This is a genomic window from Promicromonospora sukumoe 327MFSha3.1 (genome assembly GCF_000385135.1).
Taxonomy (GTDB): Bacteria; Actinomycetota; Actinomycetes; order Actinomycetales; family Cellulomonadaceae; genus Promicromonospora; species Promicromonospora sukumoe_B.
Window position 1 is genome coordinate 42,472 of the sequence record NZ_ARQM01000018.1, and the last position, 15,104, is coordinate 57,575.

Annotated in this window: 13 protein-coding genes; 4 read left to right on the top strand and 9 right to left on the bottom strand. The window is 72.5% G+C overall.

The window, feature by feature from the left end:
• Nucleotides 1–60 precede the first annotated feature (60 nt).
• The 4 genes from H291_RS0127310 to H291_RS0127325 are packed head-to-tail and all read right to left on the bottom strand — an operon-like array spanning nucleotide 61 to nucleotide 5,973.
• Nucleotides 61–2,889, bottom strand: a complete 2,829-nt coding sequence (locus H291_RS0127310; RefSeq protein ID WP_020018213.1) for an alpha-L-rhamnosidase — start codon at nucleotides 2,887–2,889, stop codon at nucleotides 61–63.
• 12 nt (nucleotides 2,890–2,901) lie between these two features.
• Entirely contained in the window at nucleotides 2,902–3,729 is an 828-nt protein-coding gene (locus tag H291_RS0127315; protein ID WP_020018214.1) for a carbohydrate ABC transporter permease, read from the bottom strand.
• Nucleotides 3,726–4,637, bottom strand: a complete 912-nt coding sequence (locus tag H291_RS0127320; RefSeq protein ID WP_051109654.1) for a carbohydrate ABC transporter permease — start codon at nucleotides 4,635–4,637, stop codon at nucleotides 3,726–3,728. The genes H291_RS0127315 and H291_RS0127320 overlap by 4 nt, the downstream gene beginning before the upstream one ends.
• A 19-nt stretch (nucleotides 4,638–4,656) precedes the next feature.
• A complete protein-coding gene (locus H291_RS0127325) occupies nucleotides 4,657–5,973 on the bottom strand; it encodes an ABC transporter substrate-binding protein (RefSeq protein ID WP_020018216.1) in 1,317 nt (438 codons plus the stop codon).
• Nucleotides 5,974–6,116: 143 nt separating this feature from the next.
• Between H291_RS0127325 and H291_RS0127330 the strand changes: the two genes are divergently transcribed.
• Complete coding sequence (locus H291_RS0127330; protein ID WP_020018217.1) at nucleotides 6,117–7,163, top strand: LacI family DNA-binding transcriptional regulator; 1,047 nt, start codon at nucleotides 6,117–6,119, stop codon at nucleotides 7,161–7,163.
• A gap of 395 nt (nucleotides 7,164–7,558) precedes the next feature.
• On the opposite strand, the gene H291_RS31875 is transcribed toward H291_RS0127330, so the two are convergent.
• The gene (locus tag H291_RS31875; protein ID WP_020018218.1) at nucleotides 7,559–8,512 is read right to left on the bottom strand and encodes a sigma-70 family RNA polymerase sigma factor; all 954 of its coding nucleotides are present in this window, start codon (nucleotides 8,510–8,512) and stop codon (nucleotides 7,559–7,561) included.
• On the opposite strand from H291_RS31875, the gene H291_RS0127340 reads away from it, so the two are divergent.
• Nucleotides 8,501–8,797 (top strand): hypothetical protein, encoded by a 297-nt coding sequence (locus H291_RS0127340; RefSeq protein WP_020018219.1) that lies wholly within the window; start codon nucleotides 8,501–8,503, stop codon nucleotides 8,795–8,797. The two genes, H291_RS31875 and H291_RS0127340, sit on opposite strands and share 12 nt — an antisense overlap.
• 122 nt (nucleotides 8,798–8,919) lie before the next feature.
• Complete coding sequence (locus H291_RS33070) at nucleotides 8,920–9,516, top strand: DoxX family protein (RefSeq protein ID WP_020018220.1); 597 nt, start codon at nucleotides 8,920–8,922, stop codon at nucleotides 9,514–9,516.
• 236 nt (nucleotides 9,517–9,752) lie between these two features.
• On the opposite strand, the gene H291_RS0127350 is transcribed toward H291_RS33070, so the two are convergent.
• Both H291_RS0127350 and H291_RS0127355 read right to left on the bottom strand, forming a co-directional pair.
• On the bottom strand, nucleotides 9,753–10,622 hold the full coding sequence (locus tag H291_RS0127350) for an EamA family transporter (RefSeq protein ID WP_020018221.1): 870 nt from the start codon (nucleotides 10,620–10,622) through the stop codon (nucleotides 9,753–9,755).
• A 50-nt stretch (nucleotides 10,623–10,672) separates the two neighbouring features.
• Nucleotides 10,673–11,209 carry a MarR family winged helix-turn-helix transcriptional regulator gene (locus H291_RS0127355; protein ID WP_026366188.1) on the bottom strand — a complete coding sequence of 179 codons (537 nt, stop codon included), beginning with the start codon at nucleotides 11,207–11,209 and terminating at the stop codon, nucleotides 10,673–10,675.
• Nucleotides 11,210–11,685: 476 nt separating this feature from the next.
• On the opposite strand from H291_RS0127355, the gene H291_RS0127360 reads away from it, so the two are divergent.
• Nucleotides 11,686–12,426: a GNAT family N-acetyltransferase gene (locus H291_RS0127360; RefSeq protein ID WP_020018223.1), complete on the top strand. Its 741-nt coding sequence runs from the start codon at nucleotides 11,686–11,688 to the stop codon at nucleotides 12,424–12,426.
• Nucleotides 12,427–12,491: 65 nt separating this feature from the next.
• Here the strand turns inward: H291_RS0127360 and H291_RS0127365 are convergent, their stop codons facing one another.
• Together H291_RS0127365 and H291_RS0127370 are read right to left on the bottom strand one after the other, a co-directional pair.
• Entirely contained in the window at nucleotides 12,492–13,439 is a 948-nt protein-coding gene (locus H291_RS0127365) for a DUF808 domain-containing protein (RefSeq protein ID WP_020018224.1), read from the bottom strand.
• A 152-nt stretch (nucleotides 13,440–13,591) separates the two neighbouring features.
• On the bottom strand, nucleotides 13,592–15,070 hold the full coding sequence (locus H291_RS0127370) for a glycerophosphodiester phosphodiesterase family protein (protein ID WP_198012603.1): 1,479 nt from the start codon (nucleotides 15,068–15,070) through the stop codon (nucleotides 13,592–13,594).
• Between the last annotated feature and the right edge of the window lie 34 nt (nucleotides 15,071–15,104).

The following is a 15,104-nucleotide window of genomic DNA, read 5'->3' on the forward strand; positions in this document are numbered from 1 at the left end:
TGCGGCGCCGCAAAGCGAAGAAACTTAGGCCTCAAAGGGGACGAGCCGGCCGCGCCCCCCCTACCCCGCCACCACCGCCCCGCGGCGGGCGTTGAGGGCGTCCAGCGCCGCCCGCACCTGGTCCGGGGCGCCCGCCGGGAGCCGCACCAGCTCCTCGGCCAGGGTGCGCTGGTCGGTCCACTCCTTCAGCGAGCGCAGGGCGCCGGTCTCCCCCGTGTCCGCGGCCTCGACGGCGGCCAGCACCGTCGCGAACGCCTCCGGGTCGTCGGCGACGGCGCCCAGCGTGCTGTCAAGCGTGACCGGCGGCGGGACGGACCCGTCGCGCGGGTCGGGCACGGTCCACTCGTGCCGGCCGGCGCCCACCTCCGTCTCACGGGCATCTCCCGGCAGCACCACCACGGCCGTCGCGTTGGGCGGCACCACCGCGTGCACCACGATCTGCCCGTCCCGCGCCGCCCAGCCCGCCTCCGCCGACCCGTACGGCGTCTCGAACTTGGCCGTCGCGTGGTCCAGCCCCGCGATCGGCACGGGCGCGACCCGCAGCCGCCGGTACCCGTGTGTTCCAGGGGCGAGCCCGGCCACGGTGCGGTGCAGCCAGTCGGCGACGGCCCCGAAGGCGTAGTGGTTGAACGACGTCATCTCCCCGGGGTTGATGCTGCCGTCCGGCAGCATGCTGTCCCACCGCTCCCAGACCGTGGTCGCGCCCATCGTCACGGCGTACAGCCAGGACGGCACGCCTGTCTGGAGCAGCAGCCGCGCGGCGACGTCGGCGTGGCCCGTGCTCGTGAGCGCGTCCTGGATGATCGGCGTGCCCACGAACCCGGTGCCGATGCGGTACCCGGCGCGGCGCACGAGCCAGGCCAGCCGGTCCCCCATCACGGCGCGGGTCGCGTCGTCCACCAGGTCGAACGTGATGGCCAGCGCGTACGCGGTCTGCGCGTCGGAGACGATGCGCCCCGCCGGCGTCGTGTACTCCGCCACCCACGCCCGCCGGGCGCGTTCGGCGAGGTCGCCGTACCGCTCCACGCCCTCGGCGTCGCCCACCTCGCGGGCCGCCCGCGTGACGAGCTGCAGCGAGCGCACCAGGTAGGCGCTGGCCACGATGTCGGGGTCCGCCTTGGCGCCGGCGGGGTCGTCCGGCGGCGCGTCGGGGTCGAGCCAGTCGCCGAACTGGAACATGCCCTCCCACAGCAGCCGGTCCCCCGCGAGGTCCAGCAGGGCGTCGGCCCAGGAGCGCATGCTCGGGTACTGCTCCGCGAGCGCCCGCCGGTCGGCGAACCGTTCGAGCAGCGTGGTCGGCACCACGGTGGCGGCGTCGCCCCACGCGGCCGCCGGTTTGGCCCCGAAGGGCAGCACGAACGGCACCACCACGGGGCAGACGCCGCCCCGGTCGGCCTGCTCGGCGGCGACGTCGCGCAGCCAGGACGCGAGGAAGGCGTCGCTGTCGTAGAGGTAGCTCGCGGTGGGGCCGAAGACCTGGATGTCGCCGGTCCAGCCGAGGCGCTCGTCGCGCTGCGGGCAGTCGGTCGGCAGGGAGACGAAGTTGCCGCGCATGCCCCACACGACGTTCTCGTGCAGACGGTTGACCAGCTCGTCCGAGCTCTCGAACCACCCGGTGCGCCGCATGTCGCTGCTGATGACGACGGCGGTCACGGCCGCGCGGGCCGCCTCCAGGTCGAGCTCGCCGGGCCAGCCGTCCACCTCGGCGTACCGGAACCCGTGGAACGTGAACTCGGGCTCGAACGTGTCGTCGCCGCCCGAGAGAACCAGGTGGTCGGTCGCCGCCGCGTGGCGCAGCGGCCGCACGCCGAGCTCCCCGTGCTCCAGCACCTCGGCGTGCCGCAGCGTGATCACGTGCCCGCGCTCCCCCGTCACCCGCAGCCGCAGCCGGCCCACGAGGTTCTGCCCGAAGTCGAGCACCGTGCGGCCCGACGGCGTGGTGAGCACCTCGCGCACCGCGACCTCGTCGACCCGGCGCACGGGCTCGGCGATCGCGGGTTCCGGGACGACGTCGGCGGCGTCGACCCGCACGGGCGCCCACGCCGAGTCGTCGAAGCCGGGCAGGCTCCAGCCCGGCGCGGCCCGACCGGCGTCGACCCGCTCGCCCGCGTAGATGCCGCTGGCGACGACGACGCCGGTGGCAGCCCCGCGCCAGTCCGGCCCGGTGGTGAGCACCCGGGTGCTGCCGTCGGCGAGCTCGACGTGGAGCTGCACGGCCGCGGCGGGCTGCTCGCCGTAGAAGGGCCGGGCGGCGCCGTGGAACCCGTACCTCTCGGTCCACCACCCGCCGGCCAGTCGCACACCCACGGCGTTGGCACCTGTGCGCAGCAGCGCGGTCACGTCGGTGGCCTCGTGCACGAGCCGGTGCTGGTAGGCGGTCCAGCCGGGCTTGAGCACGGCGTCGTCGACGTCCTGCCCGTTGATCTCGACCTGGTAGACGCCGTGCGCGGAGGCGTAGAGGGTGGCGTGGACGACGTCGCCGGGCAGGTCGACCTCGGCGCGCAGCAGGCCCGGCGTCGCGGGCTCGGCGGGGTCGGAGAGGCCCACGAAGGCGGCCGCCCACTCGCCGTCGGCCAGGAAGGTGCTGCGCACGGTGACGGGCTCGCTCCAGGGCGAGGTGCCGCCGTCGGTGCCCGTGACCCGCACCTCCAGCGTGTGCCGGGCGTGCGGCGTGAGCGGTTCGAACGGCCAGGGCACGAACCGGGACTCGTCGGTGTCCAGGCGGAGCGCGGGCCCGCCGTCGAGCCGCAGCTCGGCGGCGGCCTGCCACCAGCCGGGCGCGTCGGACTCGACGGTCCAGCTCAGGCGGGGGTCGGGGACGTCGGCGAAGGCGCCGTCGGTGCGGCGCTCCACGCGCACCTCGCGGACGCGGGTGGGGTTGTTCTCCATCGGTGGCCCCTTTCAGCCCTTGACCGCGCCGGACGTCATGCCGGCCACGATCTGGCGGTTGAAGAAGATGTACATGACCAGCGGCGGCACCGTGATCAGGAGGATGTCCATGAACAGCAGGTTGAACTGGCTGACCATCTGGCTCTGGAAGTTGTAGAGCGTGAGCTGCACGGTCGCGTTCTCGTCGCCGGGCAGGAAGTACAGCGGGTTGGTGAAGTCGTTGAACACGTTGACGGCCTGCACCACGACGATCGTGATGATCACCGGCCGCAGCAGCGGCAGGATGACGGCGAAGAACAGCCGCAGGGGCCCGGCGCCGTCGATGATCGCGGCCTCGTCGAGCTCGCGCGGGATGGTCGCCACGAACGCCCGGAACAGCAGGACGCAGAACGAGAGCCCGAACGTCGCCTCGATGAGGATCAGGCCGGGCATGGTCTTGAACAGCCCGGTCTGCTGCAGCACCCAGATGGTCGGCACGACGGCGGGCGGCACGATGAGCCCCGCCAGCACGAAGAAGTTCACCACCGGGTTGAACCGCGAGCGCCGCCGCTGGAGCAGGTACCCGACCATGGCCGCGAGCACGACCATCACGGTCACGCTCACGACCGTGAGCACGGTCGAGTTGAGGAAGGCCCGCACCACGATGCCGTCGCGGGTGGTGAGCACCTCCGTCAGGTTCTCGACGAAGGCCCACTGGGTGGGCCAGGAGAACTCCAGCCGCGACGCCTCCGACGCGTCCTTGGACGCCGTCACGAAGATGAACCCGAACGGCACCAGGAACACCACCACCGACACGGCGATGGCCACGATGCCCGTGGCCCAGGAACCGGCGCGCCTCATCGGTCGACCTCCTTGCGGTTCAGCAGCAGGGAGACCGGCACCATGATCGCCGTGACCACGAGGAACAGGATCACGTTGCCCGCGGTGGACAGCCCGTAGAACCCGGCCTGGTACTGCTTGTAGATGACGGACCCGATGACGTCGCTGGTGAACCCGGGGCCGCCGCCCGTGGTGGCCCAGATGAGGTCGAACGACCGCAGGCCGCCGATCAGGGACAGGATGACCACGGTGGCCGTCGCGGGCTGGACCAGCGGCAGCGTGATGGAGCGGAACTGCTGCCACCGGCCCGCGCCGTCGACCCTCGCCGCCTCGTAGTACTCCTGCGGGATCGCGACGATGCCCGCGATGTAGATGAGTGTCGCGATGCCGAGCCCCTTCCAGACGTCGACGGCCGCGATGGTCAGGAGCGCCTGGTTCGGATCGGTGAACCAGCCCGGCCCCTCGATCCCGAACGTGGCGAGCATCGTGTTGACCACGCCGTCGAACGGGTCGAGCAGCGCCTTGAACGTGATGCCGACGCCGATGGTCGAGACGAGCACCGGGAAGAACACCACCGACCGCAGGTACCCGCGGCCCACGAGCTGTGAGGTGAGCAGCACCGCGAGCGCCAGCCCGAGCACCACCTTGGCGGCCGAGGTCACGAACCCGTAGATCAGCGTGTTCACGAATCCCTGCGAGAGCTGGGGCTCGGAGAAGAACTGGACGAAGTTGTCCAGGCCGATGAACTCGGTGTCGAACAGGGTCCAGCGCGTGAGGCTGAACCAGAACGACGCGAACGTGGGCACCGCGAAGAAGACCAGGTAGAGCACTCCGGCCGGCAGGTAGAACCACGAGGGGTAGACGCTGCGCTGGGTGGCCGAGGTGGAGCCCGCCGTCCGACGGCGGCGGGCGGGCCGCACCTCGGTCATGGTCGCCACCATCGGCGACCTACCAGCCCTCGAGGCCGAGCTGGCGGGCCTGGTTCTCGACGTCCTGGTCGTAGAACTCGGCCGCCTCCTCGGCGGTCTTGATGCCGGAGCCGACCTCGACGGTGACCTTCTCCAGGTTCGGGCCCTTGACCGGGGAGCTGAACTCCAGGGCGTTCGCGGCCTTGCCCTCGTCGAAGTACGCCTGGATGTCGTCCAGGAGCGGCGGGGCGGTGTCCAGCGCCTCGCACGTGCCCGCGTAGGGGCCGGCGGGCGGCAGCAGCTCGTTCTGGATCTCGCAGCCGGCCTCGCTGTTCGCGAACGCGACGAGCTCCTTGGCGGCCTCCAGCTCGGCGCCCTCGGTCGACCTCGGCACGTAGAGCGCGTTGGGCTGCCAGATCGTCGCCTGGGTGTTGGCGGCATCCTCGGCGGGCAGCGCGAAGAAGCCGATGTCGTCGACGGCGTCCGGGGTGTTCTGCAGGATCGTCTGGATGACGTTGGAGAGCATCGGGTAGTGCGCGCCCTCGCCCTCGGCGACCATGCGGGCGCCGTCCTGGAACGCTGCGGACGGGAAGTCCTCGTTGAAGTAGCCGGCCTCGGCGACCTCCTGCTGGTGCTGGAAGCCCAGCAGGGCCGGCTCCTCGGCGTACGAGCGCTGGTGCGCCGTGTACTGGTCGGCCCACTCGGGGTCGACGGCCGCGACGTTGGCGAAGTCGCCCAGGACGAAGAGCTGGCTGGTCCACGTCTCGCCGTAGGTCTGGATGACCGGGGCGACGCCGTCGGCCTCGGCGGCGATCGTCGCGTTGTTCGCCATGAACTCGTCCCAGGTCTGCGGGATCTCCAGGCCGAGCTCCTCGTAGAGCGGCTTGTTGTAGACGATGCCGCCCGCGAACGAGGCGCCCAGCGGCGCGCCGTACAGCCCGTTGTCGGTGCTGACGACGGGGGTGAACTCCTCGGTGAGGGAGCCGACCCACTCCTGGTCGCTCAGATCCACGAGGGTCGAGTCCGGGTTGAGGGCCTGGAGCAGCGAGCCCGAGTTGTAGTAGAAGACGTCGGCCATCTCGCCGGTGGACAGCCGGGTCTTGACCAGGTTGTCGCCCTCGGTGCCGCCGGGGCGGATCTCGACGCTGACCTTGACGTCGGGGTGCTCTTCCTCGAAGGCGGCGGCCAGGGCCTCCGCGGTCTCCGGGTTGGGGGCGTCGTTCGAGGTGAGGAAGGTGATCTCGGTGGTGCCGTCACCTCCGCCGGACGCGGCGCAGCCGGTCAGGGCTCCGCCGGTCACGGTGAGGACGGCTGCGGCCGCGAGGACCTTGCGGTGGGTCGAAAATGCACGGGACATCTCTCTACCTCCTTGTAGAGACGGATGGGACGATGGCGTGTAGAGCGATCTACACTCGCACCGATGAATCCTTTCAGTGGGAGCACGCTAGCGGGGCGCCATTTCTGGTGTCAACCGATCTACACGGGCAGGATGGCACCACGATGAGCACCGAACCGACGCGCCGCCCGCGGCCCTCGACCATCCAGGACGTGGCCCGTGAGGCCGGCGTCTCCCGGGCCGCGGTGTCCAAGGTGATCCGCAACGCCTACGGCGTCAGCGACCACATGCGGGCCCAGGTCACCGCCGCGATCGAGCGCCTGGAGTACCGGCCGCGCGTGGCCGCCCGCGCCATGCGCGGGGCGAGCTTCACGCTCGGGTTCGAGATCCCGCAGGTGGGCAACGACTTCCTGACGATGATCGTCGACGGCGCCACGGAGGCGCTCATGAGCACGCCGTACCAGATGATCATCGCGCCGCTCGGGCGGGACCAGAAGGGCGACGTCGCGATCAACAGCCTCGCCGACCGCCAGGTCGACGGCATCGTCGCCATCTCGCCGCGCGTGGACCCAGCCTGGCTCGAACGCGTCGCCGAGCGCACGCCGCTGGTGATGATCGGACGGCACGACCGCTCCGACCGCTACGACACGATCACCGGCGACGACCGCTCCGGCGCCGAGCAGGTCATGTCGCACCTGCTCGGCCTCGGCCACCGCCGCATCACGCACCTGACGATCCACCCGTCGCGGCCGGAGCCGCCGTGGGCGGGGCAGGCGGGCGCCGAGCCGCACGTGCTGCGCACCGCCGTCTACCGCGAGCGCATGACGGCGGCCGGGCTGTCGCCGCAGGTGGTGCACACGCTGTTCGACGGCTCCGAGGCGCACGCGGCCACGCTTGGTCTGCTGGCCTCCCCCGACCGCCCGACGGCGATCTTCGCGGGCAACGACACCCTGGCGATCGGTGTGCTCAGCGCCGTCGCCGAGGCCGGGCTGGACGCGCGCGACGTGTCGGTGGTCGGGTACGACGACGTGCCGATCGCCCGGCACCCGCTCGTCGGGCTCAGCAGCGTGGACCAGAGCGGCATCACGCTGGGGCGCGAGGCGGTGCGACTGCTGCTGGAACGCCTGGAGGGGCGCACGGAGGCATTGCGGTACGAGGCGGAGGCGGTGCTGCGGGTGCGAAGGTCGAGCGGGGTGGGGCGGGAGGGGTGAGGGCTGAGTGCTGAGTGCTGGGGTGGAGCCGGGGGCGGGGGCGGGTGCGGGGCCAGGAGCGGGGGCGGGGGCGGGTAGCGCTGGTTTCGGCAGGCCGCCGCGCGGCATTCGGCACGTTGCCCGGAGCTTCGGCAGTTGGCACTGAGATCGGTCCAGGCCTGTGCCGATCTCAATGCCAACTGCCGAGTCTGTGGGGCAAACTGCCGAGTCCGCGAGGCAGACTGCCGACCGGCCTCGGGTCAGGGCAGTAGCGCTTAGCCCATCGCTCCTTTGAGGCCTAAGTTTCTTCGCTTTGAGGGATCGCAAAGCGAAGAAACTTAGGCCTCAAGGGGGTGGGACGACGACGCCCCGGATCCTGGCCGAGCGCGACGTCTCGTCCCCGCGGCTGGTTGTCGTCAGGGCAGCAGGACCGTGCGGATCGCGGTGATCAGGCCGTCCGCGACGAGCACCCGGATCAGTGCGACAGGCGCGCCGTCGTGCGTGGCGACGAGCGCCATCCCGTCGTCCAGGAGCAGCGGGGCGAGGGTCCAGCCCGACGTCGGACCCAGGTAGCGCAGGGATCCGGCAGCGACCCGCTCGGCGCCGACGTCGAACCCGACGCGCACGCCGCGGAGCGTCGCCCAGCCCGAGACCTCGGGGTGCAGGATCCGCACCAGGGCCCCGAGGTCTCCCCCGGCGCACGCCGCGATGAAGGCGTCCGTGACGCGCTGCAGCTGGGGGTCGGCGCGTGGTCCGGGCGGTGCGGTCGGTGAGGGAGCGGACGCCGTCGTCGGCCCCGATGCGCGGATCGCCCGCCGGGCCCGGCTGGCGAGCTGGCGGCACGCGGCCGGGGTGCGGCCGACCGTCTCCGCGACGCTCTCGAAGGGGATCCCGAAGACGTCGTGCAGCAGGAACGCGGCGCGCTCCCCCGCCGTCAGCCGGTCGAGCACGACGGACAGCGCGCCCCGGATCTCGTCGTCCAGGGTCACGCGGTCCGCCGGGTCCGGGGACGACGCCGGACCCGGGCCGGGGCTGCCCGCGACACCGAAGTCCCACGCCGTCGGGTCCTGCGGCGCGGACAGGCGGCGGTGCGCCGAGCCGATCCGGTCCAACGCGAGCCGCCGCACGGCCACGACGAGCCAGCCGCGCAGGTCCCGGATCGCGGCGACGTCCTGGGTCGCGAGGCGGGCGAAGGCGTCCTGCACGACGTCCTCGGCCTCGGCCGGGTCGGCCAGGATGCGGCGCGCGACGGCCAGCAGGTAGGCGCGGTCGGCGCGAGACGCGGCGGTGACTCGGGCGGCGTCGGCAGGTTCGGCGGCGGCGTCGGCGTCGGCGTCGGCAGGTTCGGCGGCGGCGGCGTGTTCGCCCACGTTCCGCTCGACGTCGGCGTGCTCGACGGCGGCGTCTCCGGCCTCAGCCTGCTCGACGTCGGCATCTCCGGCCTCAGCCTGCTCGACGTCGGCATCTCCGGCCTCAGCCTGCTCGACGTCGGCATCTCCGGCCTCAGCCTGCCCGGCGTCCGCGTGCTCGACGTCGGCATGTTCGGCGGCGACTCGCTCGGCGCCGGCGCGCTCGGCCGCCGCGAGGCGGGCGTCGTCGGCTCCCGCCGTCTTCCCCGCGCACTCGTCGGCGCCCTGCCCGGGGTCACGTCCTAGTTCGCTCATGCCTGCACGACGATCGGCCGCCCCGCGATGTGACGGCGTCACACTCGCGGGCGACCGTTCGTCCTGTCCGCACCGGCCGGCAGCCCGCCGTCCGACGGACCCGAAGGAGCATCATGCTCACCACCACGCTGTGGGCGGCGCAGGCCGTCCTCGCCCTGTTCTTCCTGTTCGCGGCCCTGCCCAAGATCGCCGGCCGCGGCATCGACCGCTGGGCGGGGTTCGACGACCTGCCCCGCTCGATCGTCGTCGTGACCGGCGTCGCGGAGCTCGTGGCCCCGTTCGCGCTCGTCCTGCCGATGCTGCTCGGCACCCTCGAGTGGACGACGCCGCTCGCCGCCGCCGGACTCGCCGTCGTGACCCTGATGGCCAGCGGGTTCCACGTGCGGGCCGGCGAGTGGCTGCCCGCCCTGGAGACGGCGCTGTGGGCCGCGCTCGCCGGGTCCGTCGCCGTCGGGCGCTGGGACCTGCTGGCGACCGGGCCGCACCTGGGCGCCGACCTGCTGGTTCCCGTGATCGGCCTGGTCACGGCCGCGCTGGCGGTCAACCTCTTCCTGATCTTCCGGGCCCCGGCGCCGTCCCGCGCAGCGGCCGCACATAGGCCGGCCCCGACCCCCGCGTCTCCGGCTCGGCCGACGTCGGCGCAGCCGACGCAACCGGCGCAGCCGACGTCGGCCCAGCCGGCGCAGCCCGTGGAATCTGGACCGCGCTGAACCCATCCCCTTCGAAGCCTAAGTTTCTCCTCTTTGACGCCGTCCAAAGCGAAGAAACTTAGGCCTCGAAAGGGATGGTCAGAACCGCAACGGCGGCGGTCCGACCGACCGCCTCAGCCGGTTGCCGACGACGGCGTCCGCGTCCGCGACCAGCCCCGATCCGTCGTCACCTTCGAGGCCTAAGTTTCTTCGCTTTGGGGCGCCTGAAAGCGAAGAAACTTAGGCCTCGAAAGGGACTACGCCGAGACCAGCGCGATCGCCACGCCCGCACCGAGCAGGCCTAGGACCTGGCTGCGCACCAGCCGCTCGCGGAGGAAGGCGATCGCCAGCACCACGGGGATGGCCGGGTACATCGCGGCCAGGACCGTCGTCGTCGCCAGGAGGCCCTGGTTGACGGCGACCCAGTACAGGATCGTCGCCACCGTGCCGACACCGCCCGCGGCCAGTGCCGCCCAGGTCGCCTTCCGGGGCAGCCGGAGGGGTGCGCCCAGGGCGGCCGCCAGAGCGACGATCACGACGACGGAGACCCCGCGGCTCAGCACGATCGGCCACATGCCGGCCTCGGGCGGGATCCGCGCGACGGCCACGAAGTGGGCCGCGATCCCCAGGCCCGCGACGAGCGCGTCGGGCACCCCCGCGACCATGCGCCGCCCGCGCCGGCCGCCCCCCGCAGGGCCCGCGCCGACGCCGTCGGCCGGCTGCCCCCGGGAGACCAGCCAGATCGCCACCACGGCGACGGCGGAGCCGGCGTACGCAGCCGCCGACGGCCGCTCGCCGAGCAGCAGCACGCCCACCAGGACCGGCAGGGCGAGTCCCGCGACGTCGCTGACGGGCGCGACGACGCTCATCGGCCCGCGGCTCATCGCCCGGTACAGGTACGCGACGCCGACGCCGGTCCCCACGCCCGACAGCACTCCCCAGAGCAGCGGAGCCAGCGCCGGTTGGCCCGCCGGCACGCAGACGGCGATGACCACGCTCAGCGCCGTACCGCCGACCTGCGCCACGCCCGCCACGGTCACCCCGTTCCAGCTCCGGGAGAGGACGCCGCTGACGAAGTGCGTCAGGCCGAAGCACAGCGCGGACAGCAGTGCGAGGGTCTCGGCCATCGGGTCACACCTCCGTCTGCGCGCCGCTCATGACGCGTCGTCGGGTCGGCCTAGACGTCGTCCGCGTTCGCCCGTGCCTCCAGGTCTGCCGCGCCGACCGGGCAGTGCGTGGCCTTGCCGTCGCCGCACGAGTCGCGGTCGCAGAGCCGGCAGAGGTAGAACGTGTCCGGCTTCTCGTCGTAGGCCGCGACCAGCAGCTTCTCCAGGAGTCCGGCGAGCGTGTCCCGCTCGTCGTCGTCGAGCGACGAGAGCAGGCCGGCCACCCGGTCGTCCCGGGTCGTCAGGACGGCCCAGGCCACCCGTCGCCCCTCCTCGGTCGGATGGACGGCGACCCACTTGCCGATCGACTCGCGCCGCTCGACCAGCCCGCGGGTCTCCAGGGAGTCGACCATGCGGGTCGAGGCCGACTGGGTCAGGCCGATGCGCCGCCCGAGCTCCGTCGCCGAGAGACCCGGGGCTCGCGACAGCGCGATCAGCGCCGCCATCCCGCTCGGCCCGGTGGCGGCCGCGGCGGTGGTCGCCCCCAGCAGCAGGTCGGTCACCGCCAGGGACGCCGCACCCAACAGGTTTGCCGTCCTATCATGCATGACTCATGCATATCACGTGATCCACGTCACCACAACGGCACCTCGCGGCGGACGCCGAACCGGCCGACAGACCACCGACGGCGTCCGCATGCGGGAGGGGCCGGGGCCGCCGCCCCCTTCGAGGCCTAAGTTTCTTCGCTTTGGGTCGGCGGAAAGCGAAGAAACTTAGGCCTCGAAGGTGACGAGGGGGCCGCTCTGAGGTTCGGCAGTTGGCCTGGACCTTCGGCAGTTCGCCCGGAGCTTCGGCAGTTGGCATCGAGGTCGGCACAGGGCTGAGCCGACCTCGATGCCAACTGCCGAGTCCGCCGGGCAAACTGCCGAAGCTCCGGGCAGACTGCTGAGTCCGCCAGGCAAACTGCCGAGTCGACCGGGCAAACTGCCGAGTCCGCCAGGCAAACTGCCGAACCTGCCGGGCAAACTGCCGACTTGGGCAGCACCGACGGAATGCCCGTCGCCCCCGGAAAGTTGGTGATGACGTGAGCCTCCTGACCGACGCGACGCCCGACGACGCGGCACGCACCACAGCCCCCGACCACACCGTGCTCGACGACGCCGCCTGGTCGTCGCTCAGCGGGGAGCACGCCCACTTCGCCGAGGGCGGCGACCTCGTGCGCCGCTACCCCGTGGACGTCTCGCCGTTCGCCGCCGTCCGCACGTGGGACGACCCCCGCGTCTGGGCCGCGATCATCGACCTGGTCGGGTACGACGCCGACTTCCCCGCCCCGCCCGAGTCCGTCGCGCTGCCGGCCGGCTGGACCCGCGGCGAGGTGTTCGGCGGCGTGCAGCTCGTCGAGACCGAGCGGCTGGTCGGCCGGCCCGACGACGAGGCGGTCGTGCTGGGTGCCGCCGACGTGCCCGAGATGATGGACCTCGTGGCCCGCGCCAAGCCCGGCCCGTTCCTGCCCCGGACCTACGAGATGGGCCGGTACGTGGGCATCCGGCGCGACGGCGTGCTCGCGGCCATGGCGGGCGAGCGGCTGCGGCCGGCCGGCTGGACCGAGATCAGCGCCGTCGCCACCGACGAGCGCTTCCGCGGCCAGGGGCTGGCCTCGCGCCTCGTGCTCGACGTCGTGCACCACGTCCGCGAGCGCGGCGCCCGGGCCATGATGCACGCCGCGGCGAGCAACACGAACGCCATCCGGCTCTACGAGAGCCTCGGGTTCGAGATCCGCCGCCGCAACGCGTTCGGGATGGTGCACACGCCGGCCGGCGCCTGACCACGGGCGCGGACACAGAACGGCCCCCGGCGCGCTGTGCGCCGGGGGCCGTTCGCGTGAGCGGGTCAGTGCGCGGCCGCCTCCGCGGACTTCTTCTTCCGGGACGGCAGCAGGTGCAGCACGGCCACCACGATCGCGCCGACCACGAGGCCGACGACGGCGGAGCACAGCGTGTTGAACAGCCAGCCGAGGGTGCCGCCGAGCGCGCCGGCGCCGTCGTGGATGACCACCTCGAGGTGGTGCACCCACTCGTAGGGCGCGGGGATCCAGCCCGTGCCGTCGGCGCCGAGGTTGACGAGCAGGATGTGCCCGCCCACCCAGAGCATCGCGACGGTGCCGACCACGGAGATGACGGCGAGCACGCGCGGCATCGCCTTGACCAGGCCGCGGCCCAGGGTCTTGGAGAAGCCGGAGTCGCGCTCGGCGAGCCGCAGCCCGACGTCGTCCATCTTCACGATGGCGGCGACGATGCCGTAGACGATGATCGTGATGACGAACGCCACCACGACGAGGATCGCGAGCCGCGACCAGAACGTCTCGTCGGCCACCTCGTCCAGGGCGATCACCATGATCTCGGCGGACAGGATCAGGTCGGTGCGGATGGCGCCGGCGACCAGCTTCTTCTCGGCCTCGGGGCTGACCTCGGCGGCCACCAGCGTCTGCTCGCCGTGGCCCGAGATCTTGTGCCAGATCTTCTCGGCGCCCTCGTAGGCGAGGTAGGTGCCGCCGATCATCAGGACGATCGGCAGCAGCCACGGCAGGAACTGGCTGAGCAGCAGCGCGGCCGGGAGGATGAAGACCAGCTTGTTGCGGATCGACCCGATCGCGATCTTCTTCACGATGGGCAGCTCGCGCTGCGCGGCGACGCTGCGCAGGTACTGGGGCGTCACGGCGGTGTCGTCCACGACGACACCTGCCGCCTTGGCGGTCGCCCGGCCCGTCGCGGCGCCGACGTCGTCGATGGACGCGGCCGCGAGCTTGGCCAGCGCGGCGATGTCGTCCAGCAGTCCCATCAGGCCACCCACGGCGCACCCCGCTCCGGTCGATGTGTCGTCATGTCCCGCAGCCTATTCAATCCGCCCGCCCGCCCGGGCATCAGCCCCACGTGTCAGACGTACAGATCACCGGAGTGACCTGTACGTCTGACACGTGCGGGGGCTTGGTGTCAGCGCGGGACCGGGGTGAGCTCGATGCGGTCCAGGTTCCAGTTCTGGTACGCGTCCTCGGGCAGGCTGATCCGGAGCGTGTGCGTGCCCTTGGTCAGGCGCTGCGTGACGCCGCTCGGCTGCAGCACCTGCTTGGCGTGGCTGGTCGTGTTCCGGACGTCGACCCGGCCGCTCGGCGCGCCGTCGTCGAACGAGACCGTGTACGCGCCGGCGAGCGAGTACGGCGAGGAGGCGCGCACCGCGACCTCGTACGTGCCGGTCCGCGGCACCTCCACCTCGTAGGTCAGCCACTCACCGCCGCGCATCCAGCCGAGGCTGACGGCGCCGTCCAGGTCCTGGATGTCCACGCCCTCCCCCGGGCGCATCTGCAGGTTGCTGCGGTTGGCCGGCTCCAGGTCGTGGTAGCCCACGCCCTCGCCGGGCAGGAAGTCCTCGGCCTGGACCCGGACGGCGCCGCGCGGCAGCGGGTCGCCCTCGCCGGTGCGCAGCCAGCGCTCGATCTTCTCGACGTCGTCGGTCTGGAAGATCGTCGTGTTGTAGCCCTCCACCAGCGCCTGCCAGCCGCGCAGCGGGTCGATGAGCGACGCCTCGTCGGTCATCCGCTCGGACAGGCCGTTCCACATCGTGTTGCTCCACACCCGGCTGCCGCTCGCCACGCGGTCCAGGAACGGACGGCGGGCGACGACGTCGGCGGTGCTGTCGAAGTTGACCTCGTACGCCACGGGCTGGTCGGCGCCGAACTTCTCGACGTCCGCGACGTTCGCGTCCGTGACCATGTGCAGGTAGACGGCGCCGCGGTGCGTGGCGCGGAACTCCTGGACCTGCTCCACGGGCGCGTCCGACTTGAACAGGCCGTTGCGGACGGTGCCGGTCTCGGTCAGCACCGCCCAGATCTCCTCGCGGAACGGCCAGCCCTTGTCGAGGTTGACCAGGCCGCGGTCCTTGGCCAGGCGCATCGCCTGCTCCAGCGTGGGCACGCGCTCGTCGGTGAGCGCGGCCTGCGCGCCGCCAAGTCCCTCGCGCAGCCGCAGCCCCTCGATCTGCTCCAGCGTGAGGCTGTCGACGCGGCCGGTCCCGTTCGTGGTGCGGTCCACGGTCGTGTCGTGCATCAGCACGGGGACGCCGTCGGCGGTGAGCTGCACGTCCAGCTCGACGATCTCGGCGCCGTCCTTGAAGGCGGCCAGGATCGCGGGCGCGCTGTTCTCCGGGGCGGAGCGCCACTGGGCGCGGTGCGCGGCGGTCAGGATCTTGGCGTCCGGTCCGTGGTCCAGCAGGTCGCGGTAGGCGCGCTCGGCGGGCGTGCCACCGCCGTGGCCGGCGCCACCGAAGGCGGCCGGGGCGGCCGACGACGACGCGGTCCCGGCCTGCAGGCCGGCCTCCGTCCCGGCCTCGGCGACGACGGAGGCCACGGCCCCGGAGAGCACCAGCGCGGCCGTGGTGACGACGGCGCCGACGCGGGTACGCATGCGTGAGTTCATGGGTACGAGCCTGGTGCCGCCGCCGGCCGCCGGG

What these genes read in the sequence shown, in the direction of transcription:
- H291_RS0127310 (WP_020018213.1), bottom strand. Translation starts at nt 2,889, where the DNA reads ATGGAGAACAACCCCACCCGCGTCCGCGAGGTGCGCGTGGAGCGCCGC.
- H291_RS0127315 (WP_020018214.1), bottom strand. Translation starts at nt 3,729, where the DNA reads ATGAGGCGCGCCGGTTCCTGGGCCACGGGCATCGTGGCCATCGCCGTG.
- H291_RS0127320 (WP_051109654.1), bottom strand. Translation starts at nt 4,637, where the DNA reads ATGACCGAGGTGCGGCCCGCCCGCCGCCGTCGGACGGCGGGCTCCACC.
- H291_RS0127325 (WP_020018216.1), bottom strand. Translation starts at nt 5,973, where the DNA reads ATGTCCCGTGCATTTTCGACCCACCGCAAGGTCCTCGCGGCCGCAGCC.
- H291_RS0127330 (WP_020018217.1), top strand. Translation starts at nt 6,117, where the DNA reads ATGAGCACCGAACCGACGCGCCGCCCGCGGCCCTCGACCATCCAGGAC.
- H291_RS33070 (WP_020018220.1), top strand. Translation starts at nt 8,920, where the DNA reads ATGCTCACCACCACGCTGTGGGCGGCGCAGGCCGTCCTCGCCCTGTTC.
- H291_RS0127350 (WP_020018221.1), bottom strand. Translation starts at nt 10,622, where the DNA reads ATGGCCGAGACCCTCGCACTGCTGTCCGCGCTGTGCTTCGGCCTGACG.
- H291_RS0127355 (WP_026366188.1), bottom strand. Translation starts at nt 11,209, where the DNA reads ATGCATGATAGGACGGCAAACCTGTTGGGTGCGGCGTCCCTGGCGGTG.
- H291_RS0127365 (WP_020018224.1), bottom strand. Translation starts at nt 13,439, where the DNA reads ATGGGACTGCTGGACGACATCGCCGCGCTGGCCAAGCTCGCGGCCGCG.
- H291_RS0127370 (WP_198012603.1), bottom strand. Translation starts at nt 15,070, where the DNA reads ATGAACTCACGCATGCGTACCCGCGTCGGCGCCGTCGTCACCACGGCC.